The following is a 15,520-nucleotide window of genomic DNA, read 5'->3' as shown; positions in this document are numbered from 1 at the left end:
AGCCGTTCAAGTCTCTGTCAAATTGACCGGACTTGCTCGACCTGCTGGAATTAAGTCGCGCCCCGCTTCCGGGACAACCCCTCTAACTTACCAGCCTGTCGCTCGGTTAGCGAACCGATCTTCAAACCCGCGAGCCAGAAGGGATTGCCGACGTTACGCGTCGCAACGCACCAAAGTCACCGGAGTGAAGGGAGTGGGTTGCGCCGCACCTCGTCGGCTTCTAAAGATTAGCAGCGCTCCCGAGCACTCGGGACGCGTTCCGCAGCTCTCCCGGCCACAGAACGATCACGGCCGAACATAGACTCCCCCCGTGAGCAGCAACACGCCGCCAGTGGCGAAGAAGGTACCGACTGAGCGCATCCATCACGGCGACACGTTCATCGACGAGTACGCCTGGCTAAGCAACAAGGACGACCCGGACACAACGGCGTACCTGGAGGCAGAGAACGACTTTCTCAAAGAGCACACCGCGCATCTCGCCGAGCTCCAGGAGCAGGTCTTCCAGGAGATCAAGGGGCGCACCCAGGAGACCGACCTGTCGGTGCCGAGCCGCAAGGGGGCGTGGTGGTACTTCACGCGTACCGAGGAGGGCAAGCAGTACGCGGTGTCCTGCCGGGTGCCGGCCGACAGTGACGCGCCGCCGCAGATCACGCCGGGCGAGCGCCTTGAGCGCGAGCAGGTCGTGCTCGACGGCAACGAGCTCGCCGGCGACAGCGCGTTCTTCTCCGTCGGCACCAGCGCCGTCACGCCCGACGGGACGATGCTGGCCTACTCGACCGATTACAAGGGCGACGAGCGTTTCACGCTGAGGTTCAGGAACCTTGAGACGGGCGAGGTGCTGCCCGACGAGATCAAGGACATCTTCTACGGCGGCGCCTGGTCGGCCGACGGCTCGGCGTTCTTCTACACGCGGGTGGACGACGCCTGGCGTCCCTACCAGGTCTACCGGCACACCCTCGGCACGGAAGAGGACGTCCTGGTCTACGAGGAGACCGACGAGCGCTACTGGGTGGGCATCGGGCTGACCCGCAGCGAGCGGTACCTCGTGCTGGGCGCGGGCAGCAAGATCACCAGCGAGGTGCGCATCCTCGACGCCGCCGACCCCACCGGCGAGTTCCAGGTCGTCCGGCCCAGGAAGACCGGCGTGGAGTACGGCGTCGAGCACGCGGGCGACTTCTTCTACGTCCTGCACAACGAGAACGCCGAGAACTTCGAGCTGGCCACGGCCCCCATCGACGAGCCCGGCACCTGGACCCCGCTGATCGGGCACCGCGAGGACACCCGGCTGCTGGAGATCGACGCCTTCTCCGACCACGCCGTCGTGCACTTCCGCCGTGACGGCCTGACCGGCCTGCGGGTGCTGCCCTACAGCGCCGCGGGCGCGGGCTGGCGGGAGCGGATCGAGGCCGCCGAGCGGAACGCGTACGAGATCGACTTCCCCGAGCCCCTGTACGACGTCGGCCCGGCGGGCAACCCCGAGTTCACGACGACGCGGCTGAGGCTGGCGTACACGAGCATGGTGACGCCGCCGAGCGTCTACGACTACGAGCTGGACTCGCACGAGCTGATCCTGCTCAAGCAGCGTCCGGTGCTGGGCGGCTACGACGCGGGCGACTACGAGCAGTTCCGGGAGTGGGCGACGGCCGAGGACGGCACGCGTGTGCCGATCTCGATCGTCAAGCGCAAGGACACCACGACGCCGGCCCCGACCCTGCTCTACGGCTACGGCAGCTACGAGACCTCGATCGACCCCGGGTTCTCGGTGCCCCGGCTGTCGCTGCTCGACCGCGGGTTCGTCTTCGCCGTCGCGCACGTCAGGGGCGGCGGCGAGATGGGCCGTCACTGGTACGAGGACGGCAAGCTGACCAGGAAGCGGAACACGTTCACCGACTTCGTGGCGGCGGCCCGGCATCTCAAGGCGGGCGGCTGGAGCGGGCGGATCGTCGCGCGCGGCGGCTCGGCGGGCGGGCTGCTGATGGGCGCGGTGACGAACCTGGCTCCCGAGGAGTTCGCGGGGGTGGTGGCCGAGGTCCCGTTCGTGGACGCGCTCAACACGATCCTCGACCCGTCGTTGCCGCTGACGGTGATCGAATGGGACGAGTGGGGCGACCCGCTGCACAACCCGGACGTCTACGCGTACATGAAGAGCTATTCGCCGTACGAGAACGTGGACGGCAGGGTGTACCCGCCGATTCTGGCGATCACCAGCCTGAACGACACGCGGGTGCTCTACCACGAGCCGGCCAAGTGGATCGCGCGGCTGCGGGCGACCGCGTCCGGCGGGCCGTTCCTGCTCAAGACGGAGATGGGCGCGGGGCACGGCGGGCGCAGCGGCCGGTACGACGCCTGGCGCGAGGAGGCGTTCGCGCTGTCCTGGATCATCGAGAGGGGGACGGCGTGAGCTTCGTGGCCGACGAGCGGCGTTACGAGCGTCAGCCGTACAACCGCAGCGGGCGCAGCGGGCTGCGGTTGCCGGCGGTGTCGCTGGGGTTGTGGCACAACTTCGGCGACGACCGGCCGATCGAGAACTCGCGGGCGGTGCTGCGGCGCGCGTTCGACCTCGGGGTGACGCATTTCGACCTGGCCAACAACTACGGGGTGCCGTACGGGTCGGCGGAGCGGAACTTCGGGCGCATCCTGCGGGAGGACTTCGCGGCGTACCGGGACGAGCTGGTCATCTCGACCAAGGCCGGGTACGACATGTGGCCGGGGCCGTACGGGGAGTGGGGGTCGCGCAAGTACGTGCTGGCCAGCCTCGACCAGTCGCTCGCCCGCATGGGCCTGGAGTACGTGGACGTGTTCTACAGCCACCGTCCGGACCCGGAGACGCCGCTGGAGGAGACGATGGGGGCGCTGGACCGGGCGGTGCGCTCGGGCAAGGCGCTGTACGCGGGCGTCTCCAACTACTCGGCCGAGCAGACCGCGCAGGCCGCGCGGATCATGCGCGAGCTGGGCACGCCGCTGCTCATCCACCAGCCGTCGTACTCGATGATCAACCGCTGGATCGAGGACGACGGGCTGCTCGACGTGCTGGAGGAGGCGGGCATGGGCTGCATCGTGTACTCGCCGCTGGCGCAGGGGCTGCTCACCGACCGCTACCTGGAGGGCGTGCCCGAGGGCTCGCGGGCGGCGACGAGCCGGTTCCTGAGCGCCGAGCAGATCGACCGGGACCTGGCCCGCGACCTCAACGAGATCGCCAGGGGCCGGGGTCAGACGCTGGCCCAGATGGCGCTGTCGTGGACGCTGCGCGACCCGCGGGTGACGAGCGTGCTGATCGGGGCGAGCAGCGTCCGGCAGCTGGAGGACAACGTGGCGTGCGTGGACGGCCCGGTGTTCACCGAGAGCGAGCTGGCGGCGATCGACAAGATCACCGAGCCGGTCACGTCGGCCCGCTGATCATCCGTGGCGCACGGGGTCCTGTGCCGCCCGAGGGCGGTTCACAGGGCCTCGTGCCGCTGGAGGTAGGTGAAGGCGGCCCAGCCCGGCAGCACCGGCAGCCAGAACGTGAGCAGCCGGTGCAGCAGCACGGCCGAGGCCGCCAGGTCCCATTCGAGGCCGGCCGCGACCAGGCCGAGAGTGAGCGCGTACTCGACGGCGCCGAGGCCGCCGGGCGTGGGGGCGGCCGAGCCGATGGCGTTGGCCGTGAGGTAGACGACGGCGACGGCGGTGAAGCTCAGCTGACCGCCGAACGCCGCGACGCAGGCGTCGAGGCAGGCCACGAAGGCGATCGTGATCATGAGCGTGCCGAAGGCGGCCTCGATCATCTTGGCCGGCGACTGGAGCACGTCGAGCAGGCGGGGCAGCACGTTCGAGAACAGCCTGCGCATCCGCACGGTCACCATCCTGCGCAGCGGCGGCACGCCGAGCACCACCGCGACCAGCAGCGCGATGGCGAGCATCGCCACGACCAGGCCGCGCGAGGGGGTGAAGGAGGTGGCGGCGTCGGAGCCGGTGATGTAGGCGAACAGCAGCAGCAGGGCGATGTGGAAGACCAGCATGATGAGCTGCGAGGCGCCCACGCTGGCCACCGCGAGCGCCGGCGCGATGCCGCGCTTCTGCAGGTAGCGGGTGTTGATCGCGACGCCGCCGACCGCGGCGGGCGCGACCAGCTTGACGAACGACGACGCGAACTGCACCAGGACGGTACGCCACAGCGGCAGGCGTTCCGGGACGAACCCGCGCAGCATGAGGGCGGCGGCGACGAAGCTGGTGAACGAGGCGATCAGCGCCAGGCCGGACCACCCCCAGTTGGCCGTGGTCACCACCTTGTAGAGGTCGACCTTGCTGAGCTGGGACAGCACGACGTAGGCGGCGACCGTGCTGGCGATGATCGTGATCAGGGTGCGCGGGCGGAAGCGCTCCAGGCGTACCTCTTCGACCTTGCCCTGGGGCTTGAGGGCGACGATGTGGTCGCGCAGGCTGGTGAGCACGTTCTTGGCCTTGGACAGGGCCGAACGGGTCTCCCTGGTCAGGGCGATGCGCTGGAGCAGCGGCATGGCGGCGGCGAGGGCGTCGGGGCCCATCACGGCGGCGGCGGCCCGGACCGAGCGCTCGGCGCCGACGCGCAGCGCCAGGTAGGTGAGGAGCTGGGCGATGTCGAGCCGGAGCAGCAGGTCGCCGGCGGCGATCTCGCCGCTGCGGGCGTCGGTCAGCACGACCCGGCCGGCGCGGTCGAGGTGGATGCTGTCGCCGGTGAGCCGCCGGTGTGCCAGCCGCTGGATCTGCAGCAGCTCGACCTGCTCCCAGATCTGGGCGAGCAGGGCGTCGTCGATCTCGGCGTCGGGCACCTCGTCGAGCGGGCGGGTCTCGATGTGCTCGTAGGCGAGCAGGGCGGCCTCGGTGCCGATCTCGCTGGTGCCGAGCAGGCGCGGCGTGCTGGCGCCGGCGGCCTGGGCCGCGTACGCCATCAGGGCCTCGCGTTCCAGCTCGGCCCGGAGCGAGCGGATGGCCCGGCGCCTGGTCTCGGAGTTGAGCCTGATGCGCCGCCACAGCCGGTACGGCAGCCCGGCCACCTGGCGGTCGCGGTCGAGGACGGTGACGTCGAGGCTGGTGCCGTCCTTGAGGCCGATGGCGTAGCGGCGGCTGCCCTGGTGGTCGTCCTCGATGCGGCGGGCGGAGACGGGTGAGAAGGACAGCTTGCGCAGCGCGGCGACCACGGCGCTGCCGGGCGGGCGGGTGTTGGGGCTGCCGACGCCGTAGAGGGTGGCGTAGCCGATGGCCATGCCGACCAGGACGGTCACGATGGCGCTGGGCAGGGTGATCTGCCTGCCGGAGAAGTAGGTGAGGATGTAGAGGGCGATCGAGGTCCACATGAGCATGCGCCACGTGGGGCGGCGGGCGATGCGCACCGCGGTGGTGTAGGCGATCACCGAGGTGAGCAGCGTGTTCAGCGGCTCGATCGCGCGGTCGCCGGTGAGCAGGATGCGCAGGTCGGTCAGGCTGCTGGCCTCGATCCACTGGCCGAGCAGGAACGACCCGGCCATGCCGATGATGGCCGCGATCAGCCCTTCCGCGACGCGCAGGCCGTCGCGGTGGAAGACCCGCTCGACGGCGAACGCGGCGGGCACGATCAGCACGGCCGCGCTGCCGATGAAGGCCGCGACCCGGCTGAGCAGCGGGACCATCTCGGCGCCGACCTTGACGTCCTGCTCCAGGCCGTTGAGCGTCTGCTTGGCGACGAGGGCGAGCAGGATCACCGCCGCGAGCACCGCCAGCGTCGCGAAGAAGCGCAGCAGGTCGGACGGCCGCCGCAGCCGCTGGGGAAGGAGCGGCTCGACTACGTAGACGCCGCCGTCGGCGCGTGGCTCGGACACGGCTGGATCCCCCTCCGCGAGGTCCTCCGTGTCATCGTCTCGTTCCCTGATTTCGGCCACCGACAGTGATTCTGCACCTTCCCGGCCGGACCGTACGATCTCTGTTCTCCAGTGTCCTCGTTCGCCGCTCCGGCGCGCGCACCGGGTGAGGACCCGACCGGCATTGACCTGCCCGCGCGTCCGGCATGTTCACTCCCGCGATGCCGGTGCCGGCCTCGTCGCCCCCGACGCCCGGCGCCCACGGGTGGAACCGCGCGGCCGGGCGGCCCGGTCACGACGCGTCGGCCGAGAACGCCGCGGCCAGGCTGCGCGAGGCAGGGTACACGGTGGAACTCCAACCGTTCACCTTTGACTTCTTTCACGAGGTCGGCTCGGCGGTGTCGCGGGGACGGCGGGCGCGGGCCTCTCGACGTAGGCTGTGCGCATGTCGGGTGATTTGAGGGTTTTGGGGGCATGTCCGCTTGACTGCCCGGACACCTGCTCCTGGGTCGTGACCGTACGGGACGGGCAGGCCGTCAAGATGCGCGGCAACCCCGACCACCCCTACACCCGCGGCGCGCTGTGCGTGAAGGTCAACCGGTACCTGGAGCACACGCAGGCGGACGACCGCATCCTGTACCCGATGCGGCGCACCGGGCCGAAGGGATCGGGGCAGTTCGAGCGCATCACCTGGGACGAGGCGCTCGAGGAGATCTCGACCCGGCTGCGCGCCATCGTGGACGAGCACGGCGGCGAGGCGATCTGGCCCTACCTCGGCACCGGCTCGCTGGGTTACCTCCAGGGCTGCGAGGGCGTGGCGGGCCGCCGGTTCTGGAACGTGCTGGGGGCGTCCAAGCACTGGCTGAACATCTGCTCGGCGGCCGGCAGCAGCGGGCTGATGAAGGCCAACGGCACCGCCGGCGGCATGGACCCGGAGAACTTCGCCCAGGCCAGGCTGATCCTGCTTTGGGGCACGAACACGCTGACCAGCGGCCACCACCTGTGGAAGTTCATCCAGGACGCCCGCGCGGACGGCGCGCACGTGGTCGCCATCGACCCCATCCGCACCAGGACCGCCGACCAGGCCGACCAGCACCTGGCGATCAGGCCGGGCACGGACGCCGCGCTCGCGCTCGGGCTGCTCAACGTCGTGCTCGCGGAGAACGCCCAGGACGAGGAGTTCCTGGCCGAGCACACCGAGGGCTGGGCGGACTTCCGCAAGGAGATCATGGAGTACCCGGTGGAGCGGGTGGCAGAGATCACCGGCATCCCGGCCGAGGACGTCCACGGCCTGGGGATGCGTCTGGCCCACACCCGGCCGACCGCGATCCGCGCCACCATGGGCATCCAGCGGCACGCCGGCGGCGGCGCCGCGATGCGCACGATCGCCGCGATCCCCGGCGTGACCGGCGACTGGCGGCATCCGGGCGGCGGCGTGGCGTACTCGACGAGCGGCCACGTGCGCGTGACCGTCGACACCCGCGACGACCTGCTGGCCAAGCCGGTGCGCACGCTGGTCATGACCAAGCTCGGCTCCCAGCTCGACGACGTCAAATGTCTGTGGGTGTACGCCGCCAACCCGCTCGGCTCGACCCCCGACGCCAACGCGATCAGGCGGCAGCTCGCCCGCGAGGACCTGTTCACGGTCGTCATGGAGCAGTTCCCGACCGACACCGTGGACTACGCCGACATCGTGCTGCCCGCGACCATGCAGACCGAGCACATGGACCTGCACGCCGGCTACGGCCACATGTACCTGCTGTGGAACGAGCCCGCCGTGCCGCCGCCGGGCGAGTGCCTGTCCACGACCGAGACCTTCCGCCGGCTGGCCGCGCACATGGGGCTGACCGAGCCGTCCCTGTACGACTCCGACCTGGAGCTGGCCGAGTCGCTGCTGTCGGGCGGGCACCCGTCGCTCGAAGGCGTCACGCTGGACCGGCTGCGCAAGGAGGGGTGGGTGCGGATGAACTATCCCAAGCCGTTCGCGCCGTTCGCCGAGGGCTTTCCGACGCCTTCCGGGCGGCTGCGCTTCCCGCCCGCGGGGAAGGCGTACGTGCCCTCGCACACGGCGGTCGCCGACCGGTCGGCGTACCCGCTGACGCTGGTCACGCCGGCCTCGCACACGTTCCTGAACACGATCTTCGCCAACAATCCGGAGCTGCGGCGACGGGCCAAGGGGCCGGCCGTGCTGGTCAACCCGGCCGACGCGGCGGCCCGGGGGCTGGTGGCCGGGCAGCGCGTACGGGTGCACAACGACGGCGGCGAGTTCCTGGCCGACGTGGAGATCAGCGACCGGGTCGCGTCCGGCGTGGTGGCCTCGCCCAAGGGCCGGTGGCCGAAGCTGACCCCGGGCGGCGCGAACGCCAACGCGGTCGTGGCCGAGCGGGACGGCGACATGGGCCGGGGCCCGGCCTTCCACGACAACCTGGTCGAGATCAGCCCTTGTGCCGGTCCATGAACGCCACGACCGTGTCGAGCACCTTGGCGGAGTGAGGGCTGCCGAACAGGGCCGAGGCGTGCAGCGACTCGCCGGGGATGACCAGCACCTGGTTGTCCGGGGACCTGGTCGCGGCGGCCTCGGCCGCGCGCATCGACTCGGCGCCGCCGTAGGAGTCGTGCTCGGAGCCGATCTGCAGCAGCGGCACGGTGAGCGCGGCGGCGTCGCCCTTGTCGATCTCGCCCGACAGGGCGACGACGCCGGCCACCTCGGCGCCCAGCCGCTCGGCCGCCGGGACCGAGGCCGTGGCGCCGATCGAGCCGCCGACCAGGAACAGCCGCTCGACGCCCTTCTCCTTGGCCAGGCGCTTGCCCATGGCGACCGCGCCGTCCTCGGGGAGGAGGCCGGCGTCCCTGGCGTACAGCAGGACGCGGTAGCCGGCGGCGACCAGGCGGTCCGACAGCGGGCGCCAGGAGCACACGGTGCCGCGGCGCTCGTAACTGATCACCACGCCCACCGGGCCGTCGCCGGCGATCACGCCGGGCAGGCCGCGGACGTGGGTGAAGATCTTGCCGTCCTGCTCGGTGAAGCAGCCCGAGACGTTGGGGCCGGTGGGCGGCGCGCTCCGGGTGGGGGTTGTCTCGCCGGCAGGGGCGGGGGACTCGGCGGCCGTCGTGCGGACGGCGGTGGTGCCGGTGCCGACCGTGCCCCCGCAGCCGGTCAGCCCCATGGTGAGGAGTGCCATCCATCCGACGATCTTTCGCATGGCCGCCGCGCCCTTCTCCTGACTATGTCTGAACTGACATAGTGCCGCAAGCACCATATCCTTGGACCCACCATGACCTCAACGCTCGGATACGCGATCCTGGCCGTGCTGGCGCGCGGCGATCGCACCGGTTACGACCTCGCGGCGGCCATGCGGCGCCCGGTCGGCTACTTCTGGACGGCCGGCCACAGCCAGATCCACGCCGAGCTGCAGAAACTGCGGACGGCCGGGCTGGTCGGGTTCGAGAGCGCGCACGGGCCCGGCCCGCAGGCCAAGAAGGTCTACCACCTGACCGCCGAGGGCCTGGCGGCGCTGCGGGCATGGGTCACCGAGCCGCCGCGCGAGCGGCCGGAGCGCGACGAGCTGGTGCTGAAGACGTACGCGGCGTGGCTGGCCGAGCCGGAGCTGCTGCGGCGGCTGTTCGCCGGCCAGCTCGCCGCGCACGAGGAGCGGCTGGCCGACTACGAGCGGCAGGAGGCGTCGTTCGGCGGGCGGCCGGCCTTCGGCGACCCCGGGTTCGGCGGCTACGCGACGCTGCGCTGCGGGCTGAGCTACGAGCGGCACCGGGCCGAGTGGTGCCGCTGGATGCTGACCCAGCTCGCCGACGGCGAATCAGCCGAGTGAGAGCTTGTAGCCCTCGTGGGAGGCGGTGAAGCCGAGCGCGTCGTAGAAGCGGTGGGCGTCGGTACGCGACTTGTCGGAGGTGAGCTGGACGACCGCGCACCCCCTGGCCCGCGCCCGGTCGACGGCCCACTGGATCATCTTGCCGCCGAGCCCCTGGCCGCGCGTCGAGGCGGCCACCCTGACGCCCTCGATCTGGCACCGCTCGGAGCCCAGCCGCGACAGCCCGGCCAGGTACGTGAGCTGCATCGTGCCGACCACCTCGCCCTCCCGCTCGGCCACGATGAGCTCGTCGTGCGGGTTGGCCTCGATGCGGTCGAAGGCCATCAGGTAGCGGGTGTCGTCGGGGGCTCCCTCGCGGGCGGCGCCGAGCGGGTCGTCGGCCAGCAGCCGGACGATGGCCGGGACGTCCTCCTTGCGCGCCTGGCGGAACAGCAGGGACAGCGCGTAGTGGGACTCCATCAGGGACGGGTTGGAGGGCAGGGCCATGACCTTGCCGCTGCGCACGAAGCCCTTGGCCGCGTAGAGCGCGCGGGCGGCGTGGTTGCCGTCGACGGCCCAGAGCTGCACCTGCTCGGCCCCGGCCGAACGGGCCCACTCCACGGACCGGTCGACCAGCCGGGAGGCGAGCCCGCGTCCCCTGGCCTCGGGGGCGACCCACATGGACAGCAGGTGGGCGCCGGACTCCTCCAGGAGCATGCACACCAGGCCGACGTCGCCCAGGCCGTCGTCCTCGGCCACCCACCAGCGCGAGTGCGGGTTCTTCAGCCGATCGGCCCAGTCGTCGGCGGAGAACGCGACCTCGCGCGCGTAGGAGGAGCCGAACGCGTCCGGTGACTCCTGGAGCGCCCGCAGCCGGACGTCCTTCAGTCGTTCCCCTTCGTCCGGCCCCAACTGCACAATGGCGATTTCCGTCATATGGGAATCATGTCAGGGACAGGTCAGGGTCCGTCCCCGATGCCTCATGGGGGCCCGCGGCGGCACCATGAGGACATGAACGAAATCAGTAGACGCGATGAGGTCTCACTGTCCGCGGCGGCCCTGCGGGGCGCCCCTTGGAAGACCGCCGCCATCGGCGGCGTCGTGGTGTCGGCCGCCAGCTTCGGGATGGGCCTGGTCACCGGCGGCGGTGACCTGGTCTGGGCCCTGGGCCTCGGCATCAGCCTGTTCGCGCTGATCGCCGCGATCGGCGCGGTCGCCAAGCCGCACGAGGGCGACCGCGTCACCCGCCAGGCCCGGCTCTGGTCGCTGCGGCACCCGTGGAAGTTCGCGCTCCTGCCCGCCGCGATCACGGCGGTGCTCGACTACCCGGTGCAGCTCGTGCTCGACGACGAGGGCGTGTTCGGCTCGGCCGTGCAGGCGATGTGGCACGGCGCGCTGGTCTACCTGATCGCCGCGATCCTGACCCTCACGATGAAGGGACGAGCACGATCTTCCCAGTGACCCGCCGCTCCAGCAGGTCGTCCATGGCCCGGCCCGCCTCCGCCAGCGGCCTGACCTCCGGCGCCGCCGGGACGATGCCCGGCATCGCCAGCAGACCTTCGAGCATGGCCCGGTTCTCCACGGCGTGGCCCATGGACCACGCGCCCCAGTCGACGCCCACCACGGCCCGGTTACGCAGCAGCACCTGGTTGGCCGGCAGCTTCGCGATTCCGCCCGAGGCGAATCCGACGACCAGGAGCCGCCCGCCCTCGCGCAACCCGCGAAGGGCCTGCTCGGACAGCTCGCCGCCGACCGGGTCGACGGCCACGTCCACGGCCCACGCCCTGGCCGCTTCCTTCAGCCCGTCGTAGCCGATCACGTCGTCGGCTCCCGCCCGCCGGGCGCGCTCCCTCTTCTCGCCGGTGGACGCCGCCGCCAGCACGACGGCGCCGAGCGCCTTGGCGACCTGGACCACGGCCAGCCCCACACCGCCGCCCGCCCCGAGCACGAGCACCCGCTCGCCGGGCAGCAGCCGGCCGCGCTCGCTGAGCGCGTACATGGCGGTGCAGTAGCTCTGCGGGAACGCCGCCGCCGCGAGCACGTCGAAACCCTCGGGCAGCGGTACGGCCTGCGCCCTGTGCACCAGCACCCGCGTGGCGAAGCCGCCCAACCCGGTGATCGCCACGACCCTGCCGCCGTCGGGCAACCGCCCGGCCACCTCGTAGCCGGGGGTGAAGGGCAGCGGCGGCCTGATCTGGTAGCCGCCGCGCACCATCAGCCCGTCCACGAAGTTGACGCCGGCCGCCTCGACCTCGACGACCACCTGGTCAGGACCGGGGACGGGATCGGGCAGCTCGGCCAGCCGGACCGGCTTGCCGTATTCGGTGCAGACGACGGCCCTCACGCTCATGGGGCCAGCTTCACCGACAGAACATCATTCCGGCAAGGCCTTCTCCGCCTCGCTCCGGCACACGCAGAACTCGTTCCCCTCGGGGTCGAGCATGGTCACCCAGCCCGTGCCGTCGGGCCTGCGCTGGTCCTGGAAGACGGTCGCGCCGAGGCCGAGCAGCCGCTCGACCTCCTCGTCACGCGTACGGCCCTCGGTGCCGTTGACGTCGAAATGCACCCGGTTCTTGCCGGTCTTGCCCTCGGGCACGCGGATGAACAGCAGGAACGGGTCCTGCGGCGTGCGCAGCATCACCTCGTCGGCTCCCGGCTTGTCGCCCTCGGCCAGCGGCCACCCGGTGGCCTGGCTCCACCAGCTCGCGATCTCGTAGGGGTCGGTGGCGTCGACGGTGATGGCATGGATCTCAATCATCGCACTAGTGTCCACCAGCCAGATTGAGCCCCACGACACCGGCCAGGATGAGCGCGATCGAGGCCAGGCGCAGCGGCGAGACGTTGTCGCCCATGGCGACCATGCCGAGGATCGCGGTGCCGACGGCCCCGATGCCGGTCCACACTGCGTACGCGGTGCCGACCTCCAGGGACTTGAGCGCGTAGGCGAGCAGGCCGAAGCTGAGGGCGGCCGTGGCCAGGAAGGACAGGGTCCACCACAGGTTGCTGAGGCCGTTGCTGAGCTTGAGCGACAGTGCCATGACCACCTCGAACAGGCCGGCCAGCACAAGCAGAATCCACGCCATTTCCCACTCCTGACGACGAGACGTACGGGTACGTGCGTCGTCTTGGCGTTTCCGGGTACGGCGCGTCTCGTCCGGGAGCGGTCAGCTCAATGCTTACAACGGCTCAGCGAAACGGATCATTCCCACCAGACGGTGACCCACCGGTCACGCGGCACCGGCCACATGCCCAGCTCGACGGCGGTCTCGGCCACCTCCTCCACCCTGGACGGGTCGAGGCACACCCGGCGGCAGGCGCTCTCGGCCAGCTCCTCGACGGTCGTGAAACGTTCCAGGGGCGCCTCCCGCTCCTCCACGCGCACGGGGAAGCCCAGCGCCGCGGCCAGGGCCACGCAGTCTTCCGCGATGGGCCGGACCGGGCGGTCGACGCCGTGGAAGTGCTGCCAGAGCGGCGTCATCCAGCTCATGGGATGGCGGTGGGGCAGTTCGAGCACCACCCGGCCGCGGGTGCGGCGGTCGAGCGCCTGGAGGAACTCCGCCAGGTGGGGCACGTTGTAGACCACGTGCGCGGCGACGGACACGTCCACCACGGGCACCTGGTCGGCCACGTCCGGCCAGCGCCCCTCGACGGTGGTGGCGGGCACGCCGAGGTCCATCGCGCGGACCTTCAGGCCCTCCAGCATGGGCGCGGACGTGTCGACCGCGTAGAGGTGGCCGATGCGCTCGCGCAGCGGCAGCGACGCGGCGCCGGGGCCCGAGCCGACGTCGAGCAGCGTGCCCTTGTCGGGCAGCGCCTCGGCGAGCCGGGTCATGGTCGGGCCGTCGTCGGGCTCGGCCAGCGCCCGGTCGGTCCGCGTGGCGAACCGGGCCGGCGAGTGGCTCCACGGATCGGCCGGAGCCTTGGCCAGGATCTCCTCGGGGATGGCCCAGGATTCCAGTCGCTCCCGCCATCTTGTGGCGAGTTCTTCGGCGTCCATGGAGTCGAGCATGCCACGCATGGGCGGGGTTACCCGCGGGTAGCATTGCAGGTAAGGTTACTGGCCAGTACATGAAGACCTCGGTTCAAGGAGATCTGCACCCATGGGCCACTACAAGAGCAACGTGCGTGACCTGGAATTCAACCTCTTCGAGGTGTTCGGTCGACGCGAGATCCTCGGCACCGGGCCCTTCGGCGAAGTGGACGAGGACGTCGCGCGGAGCATCCTGGACGAGGTCAACAGGCTGGCGACCGGCGTGCTCGCCGACTCCTTCGAGGAGGGCGACCGCACCCCGCCGGTGTTCGACCCCGCGACGAGCACGGTGACCGTCCCGGCCGGCGTCAAGAAGTCGTTCAAGGCGCTGGTGGACGGCGGCTGGGCGCACCTCGACCTGCCCGCCGAGCTGGGCGGCCCCGGCATCCCGCGCAGCCTCGCCTGGGCGACGGCCGAGATGGTGCTCGGCTCCAACCCGGCCCTGTACATGTACGCCGCCGGCCCCAACTTCGCCTACACCCTGTGGAAGCTGGGCACGCCGGAGCAGAAGCGCTTCGCCGAGCTGGCCATCGAGAAGAACTGGGGCGCCACCATGGTGCTCACCGAGCCGGACGCGGGCTCGGACGTCGGCGCCGGCCGGGCCAGGGCGGTCCAGCAGCCCGACGGCACCTGGCACATCGAGGGCGTCAAGCGCTTCATCACCAGCGCCGAGCACGACATGGCCGACAACATCTTCCACCTGGTCCTGGCCCGTCCCGAGGGCCACGGTCCGGGCACCAAGGGCCTGTCGATGTTCCTGGTGCCCAAGTTCCACGTGGACCTGGAGACCGGCGAGCTGGGCGAGCGCAACGGCGCCTACGTCACCAACGTCGAGAAGAAGATGGGCCTGAAGGTCTCCACGACCTGCGAGCTCACCTTCGGCGACAAGCACCCGGCGATCGGCTGGCTGGTCGGCGACGTGCACGAGGGCATCAAGCAGATGTTCATGGTGATCGAGCACGCCCGCATGATGGTCGGCACTAAGGCCATCGCCACGCTCTCCACCGGCTACCTGAACGCCCTCGACTACGCCAAGTCCCGCTACCAGGGCGCGGACCTGACCAAGATGGCCGACAAGTCCGCCCCCCGGGTGACCATCACCCACCACCCGGACGTGCGCCGCGAGCTGATGCTGCAGAAGGCGTACGCCGAGGGCATGCGCGCCCTGGTCCTCTACACGGCCACCTTCCAGGACGCCCTCCTGATCGACCCGGCGGACCGGCACGCGGAGGCCATGAACGACCTGCTGCTGCCCCTGGTCAAGGGCGTCGGCTCCGAGCGCTCGTACGAGCTGCTGGCCCGCTCGCTGCAGACCCTGGGCGGCTCGGGCTACCTGCAGGACTACCCGATCGAGCAGTACATCCGCGACGCCAAGATCGACTCCCTGTACGAGGGCACCACCGCGATCCAGGGCCTCGACCTGTTCTTCCGGAAGATCCTGCGCAACCAGGGCGCCGCGGTCGGCGCGCTGCTCGCCGAGATCAACGAGTTCGCCGCCTCCGAGGCGGGCAACGGCCGGCTCAAGGAGGAGCGCAAGCTGCTCGCCGAGGCCGCCGCCGAGGTCAAGGCCATGGGCGACACCATGGCCGGCTGGGCGCTCGGCTCGCTGGAGAAGCCGGCGGAGGTCTACAAGGTCGGCCTGAACAGCACCCGGTTCCTGCTCTCGCTGGGCGACCTGGTGATCGGCTGGCTGCTGCTGCGCCAGGCCGAGGTGGCCCTGGCCCGGCTGGCGGAGTCGGAGGACCCGTTCTACCAGGGCAAGGTGGCCGCGGCGTCGTTCTTCGCCACGACCGTGCTGCCCAGGCTGACGGCCGAGCGGCGCGTCCTCGCCGCCACCGGCCAGGACCTCATGGAGCTTCCCGAAGAGGCCTTCTGAGCCACCGCTGGTGACG

13 protein-coding genes and 1 riboswitch are annotated in these 15,520 nt (G+C 71.0%); of the genes, 6 read left to right on the top strand and 7 right to left on the bottom strand.

Annotated features, from left to right (window positions below; translation table 11 throughout):
- Positions 1-310: 310 nt before the first annotated feature.
- Positions 311-2,401 carry a S9 family peptidase gene (locus ACIBK9_RS51305; protein ID WP_358302071.1) on the top strand — a complete coding sequence of 697 codons (2,091 nt, stop codon included), beginning with the start codon at positions 311-313 and terminating at the stop codon, positions 2,399-2,401.
- Positions 2,398-3,396: an L-glyceraldehyde 3-phosphate reductase gene (mgrA, locus tag ACIBK9_RS51300; protein ID WP_397166678.1), complete on the top strand. Its 999-nt coding sequence runs from the start codon at positions 2,398-2,400 to the stop codon at positions 3,394-3,396. Before ACIBK9_RS51305 ends, mgrA begins: the two co-directional genes overlap by 4 nt.
- Positions 3,397-3,437: 41 nt before the next feature.
- On the opposite strand, the gene ACIBK9_RS51295 is transcribed toward mgrA, so the two are convergent.
- Positions 3,438-5,813 (bottom strand): YbhN family protein, encoded by a 2,376-nt coding sequence (locus tag ACIBK9_RS51295; RefSeq protein ID WP_387681417.1) that lies wholly within the window; start codon positions 5,811-5,813, stop codon positions 3,438-3,440.
- Between the two features lie 424 nt (positions 5,814-6,237).
- Here ACIBK9_RS51295 and ACIBK9_RS51290 point away from each other — a divergent pair, with 424 nt between their 5' ends.
- Positions 6,238-8,250, top strand: coding sequence for a molybdopterin-dependent oxidoreductase (locus tag ACIBK9_RS51290; RefSeq protein WP_397166676.1), 2,013 nt, complete (start codon positions 6,238-6,240; stop codon positions 8,248-8,250).
- On the opposite strand, the gene ACIBK9_RS51285 is transcribed toward ACIBK9_RS51290, so the two are convergent.
- The gene (locus ACIBK9_RS51285; protein ID WP_397166674.1) at positions 8,228-8,974 is read right to left on the bottom strand and encodes an alpha/beta hydrolase; all 747 of its coding nucleotides are present in this window, start codon (positions 8,972-8,974) and stop codon (positions 8,228-8,230) included. The genes ACIBK9_RS51290 and ACIBK9_RS51285 overlap by 23 nt on opposite strands.
- Before the next feature lie 93 nt (positions 8,975-9,067).
- On the opposite strand from ACIBK9_RS51285, the gene ACIBK9_RS51280 reads away from it, so the two are divergent.
- Positions 9,068-9,619 (top strand): PadR family transcriptional regulator, encoded by a 552-nt coding sequence (locus tag ACIBK9_RS51280; RefSeq protein ID WP_397166672.1) that lies wholly within the window; start codon positions 9,068-9,070, stop codon positions 9,617-9,619.
- On the opposite strand, the gene ACIBK9_RS51275 is transcribed toward ACIBK9_RS51280, so the two are convergent.
- Positions 9,608-10,534: a GNAT family N-acetyltransferase gene (locus tag ACIBK9_RS51275; RefSeq protein WP_397166671.1), complete on the bottom strand. Its 927-nt coding sequence runs from the start codon at positions 10,532-10,534 to the stop codon at positions 9,608-9,610. The genes ACIBK9_RS51280 and ACIBK9_RS51275 overlap by 12 nt on opposite strands.
- Before the next feature lie 75 nt (positions 10,535-10,609).
- Here ACIBK9_RS51275 and ACIBK9_RS51270 point away from each other — a divergent pair, with 75 nt between their 5' ends.
- Positions 10,610-11,059 (top strand): hypothetical protein, encoded by a 450-nt coding sequence (locus ACIBK9_RS51270; protein WP_358302049.1) that lies wholly within the window; start codon positions 10,610-10,612, stop codon positions 11,057-11,059.
- Here the strand turns inward: ACIBK9_RS51270 and ACIBK9_RS51265 are convergent.
- The 4 genes from ACIBK9_RS51265 to ACIBK9_RS51250 form a co-directional block, all read right to left on the bottom strand.
- Entirely contained in the window at positions 11,025-11,948 is a 924-nt protein-coding gene (locus ACIBK9_RS51265) for a zinc-binding dehydrogenase (RefSeq protein WP_397166670.1), read from the bottom strand. The genes ACIBK9_RS51270 and ACIBK9_RS51265 overlap by 35 nt on opposite strands.
- Positions 11,949-11,972: 24 nt before the next feature.
- Positions 11,973-12,356: a VOC family protein gene (locus ACIBK9_RS51260; RefSeq protein ID WP_358302046.1), complete on the bottom strand. Its 384-nt coding sequence runs from the start codon at positions 12,354-12,356 to the stop codon at positions 11,973-11,975.
- A 4-nt stretch (positions 12,357-12,360) separates the two neighbouring features.
- Positions 12,361-12,681 carry a DMT family transporter gene (locus ACIBK9_RS51255; protein WP_397166668.1) on the bottom strand — a complete coding sequence of 107 codons (321 nt, stop codon included), beginning with the start codon at positions 12,679-12,681 and terminating at the stop codon, positions 12,361-12,363.
- Positions 12,682-12,712: 31 nt separating this feature from the next.
- Positions 12,713-12,774: riboswitch (guanidine-III (ykkC-III) riboswitch) on the bottom strand.
- A gap of 23 nt (positions 12,775-12,797) precedes the next feature.
- Complete coding sequence (locus tag ACIBK9_RS51250) at positions 12,798-13,595, bottom strand: class I SAM-dependent methyltransferase (RefSeq protein WP_397166666.1); 798 nt, start codon at positions 13,593-13,595, stop codon at positions 12,798-12,800.
- A gap of 103 nt (positions 13,596-13,698) precedes the next feature.
- Between ACIBK9_RS51250 and ACIBK9_RS51245 the strand changes: the two genes are divergently transcribed.
- Entirely contained in the window at positions 13,699-15,504 is a 1,806-nt protein-coding gene (locus ACIBK9_RS51245) for an acyl-CoA dehydrogenase (protein WP_397166664.1), read from the top strand.
- Positions 15,505-15,520 lie beyond the last annotated feature (16 nt).

The sequence above is a fragment of the Nonomuraea sp. NPDC050227 genome, from assembly GCF_044459705.1.
In the GTDB taxonomy this organism is placed as follows: Bacteria; Actinomycetota; Actinomycetes; order Streptosporangiales; family Streptosporangiaceae; genus Nonomuraea.
Note: the sequence above shows the minus strand (reverse complement) of the source record. Positions and strands in the feature narration are given on the sequence as shown.

Bases quoted from the DNA above. Each gene is read 5' to 3' on its own strand.
- ACIBK9_RS51290 (WP_397166676.1), top strand. From the start codon at position 6,238: ATGTCGGGTGATTTGAGGGTTTTGGGGGCATGTCCGCTTGACTGCCCG.
- ACIBK9_RS51285 (WP_397166674.1), bottom strand. From the start codon at position 8,974: ATGGCACTCCTCACCATGGGGCTGACCGGCTGCGGGGGCACGGTCGGC.
- ACIBK9_RS51280 (WP_397166672.1), top strand. From the start codon at position 9,068: ATGACCTCAACGCTCGGATACGCGATCCTGGCCGTGCTGGCGCGCGGC.
- ACIBK9_RS51275 (WP_397166671.1), bottom strand. From the start codon at position 10,534: ATGACGGAAATCGCCATTGTGCAGTTGGGGCCGGACGAAGGGGAACGA.
- ACIBK9_RS51270 (WP_358302049.1), top strand. From the start codon at position 10,610: ATGAACGAAATCAGTAGACGCGATGAGGTCTCACTGTCCGCGGCGGCC.
- ACIBK9_RS51265 (WP_397166670.1), bottom strand. From the start codon at position 11,948: ATGAGCGTGAGGGCCGTCGTCTGCACCGAATACGGCAAGCCGGTCCGG.
- ACIBK9_RS51260 (WP_358302046.1), bottom strand. From the start codon at position 12,356: ATGATTGAGATCCATGCCATCACCGTCGACGCCACCGACCCCTACGAG.
- ACIBK9_RS51255 (WP_397166668.1), bottom strand. From the start codon at position 12,681: ATGGCGTGGATTCTGCTTGTGCTGGCCGGCCTGTTCGAGGTGGTCATG.
- ACIBK9_RS51250 (WP_397166666.1), bottom strand. From the start codon at position 13,595: ATGGACGCCGAAGAACTCGCCACAAGATGGCGGGAGCGACTGGAATCC.
- ACIBK9_RS51245 (WP_397166664.1), top strand. From the start codon at position 13,699: ATGGGCCACTACAAGAGCAACGTGCGTGACCTGGAATTCAACCTCTTC.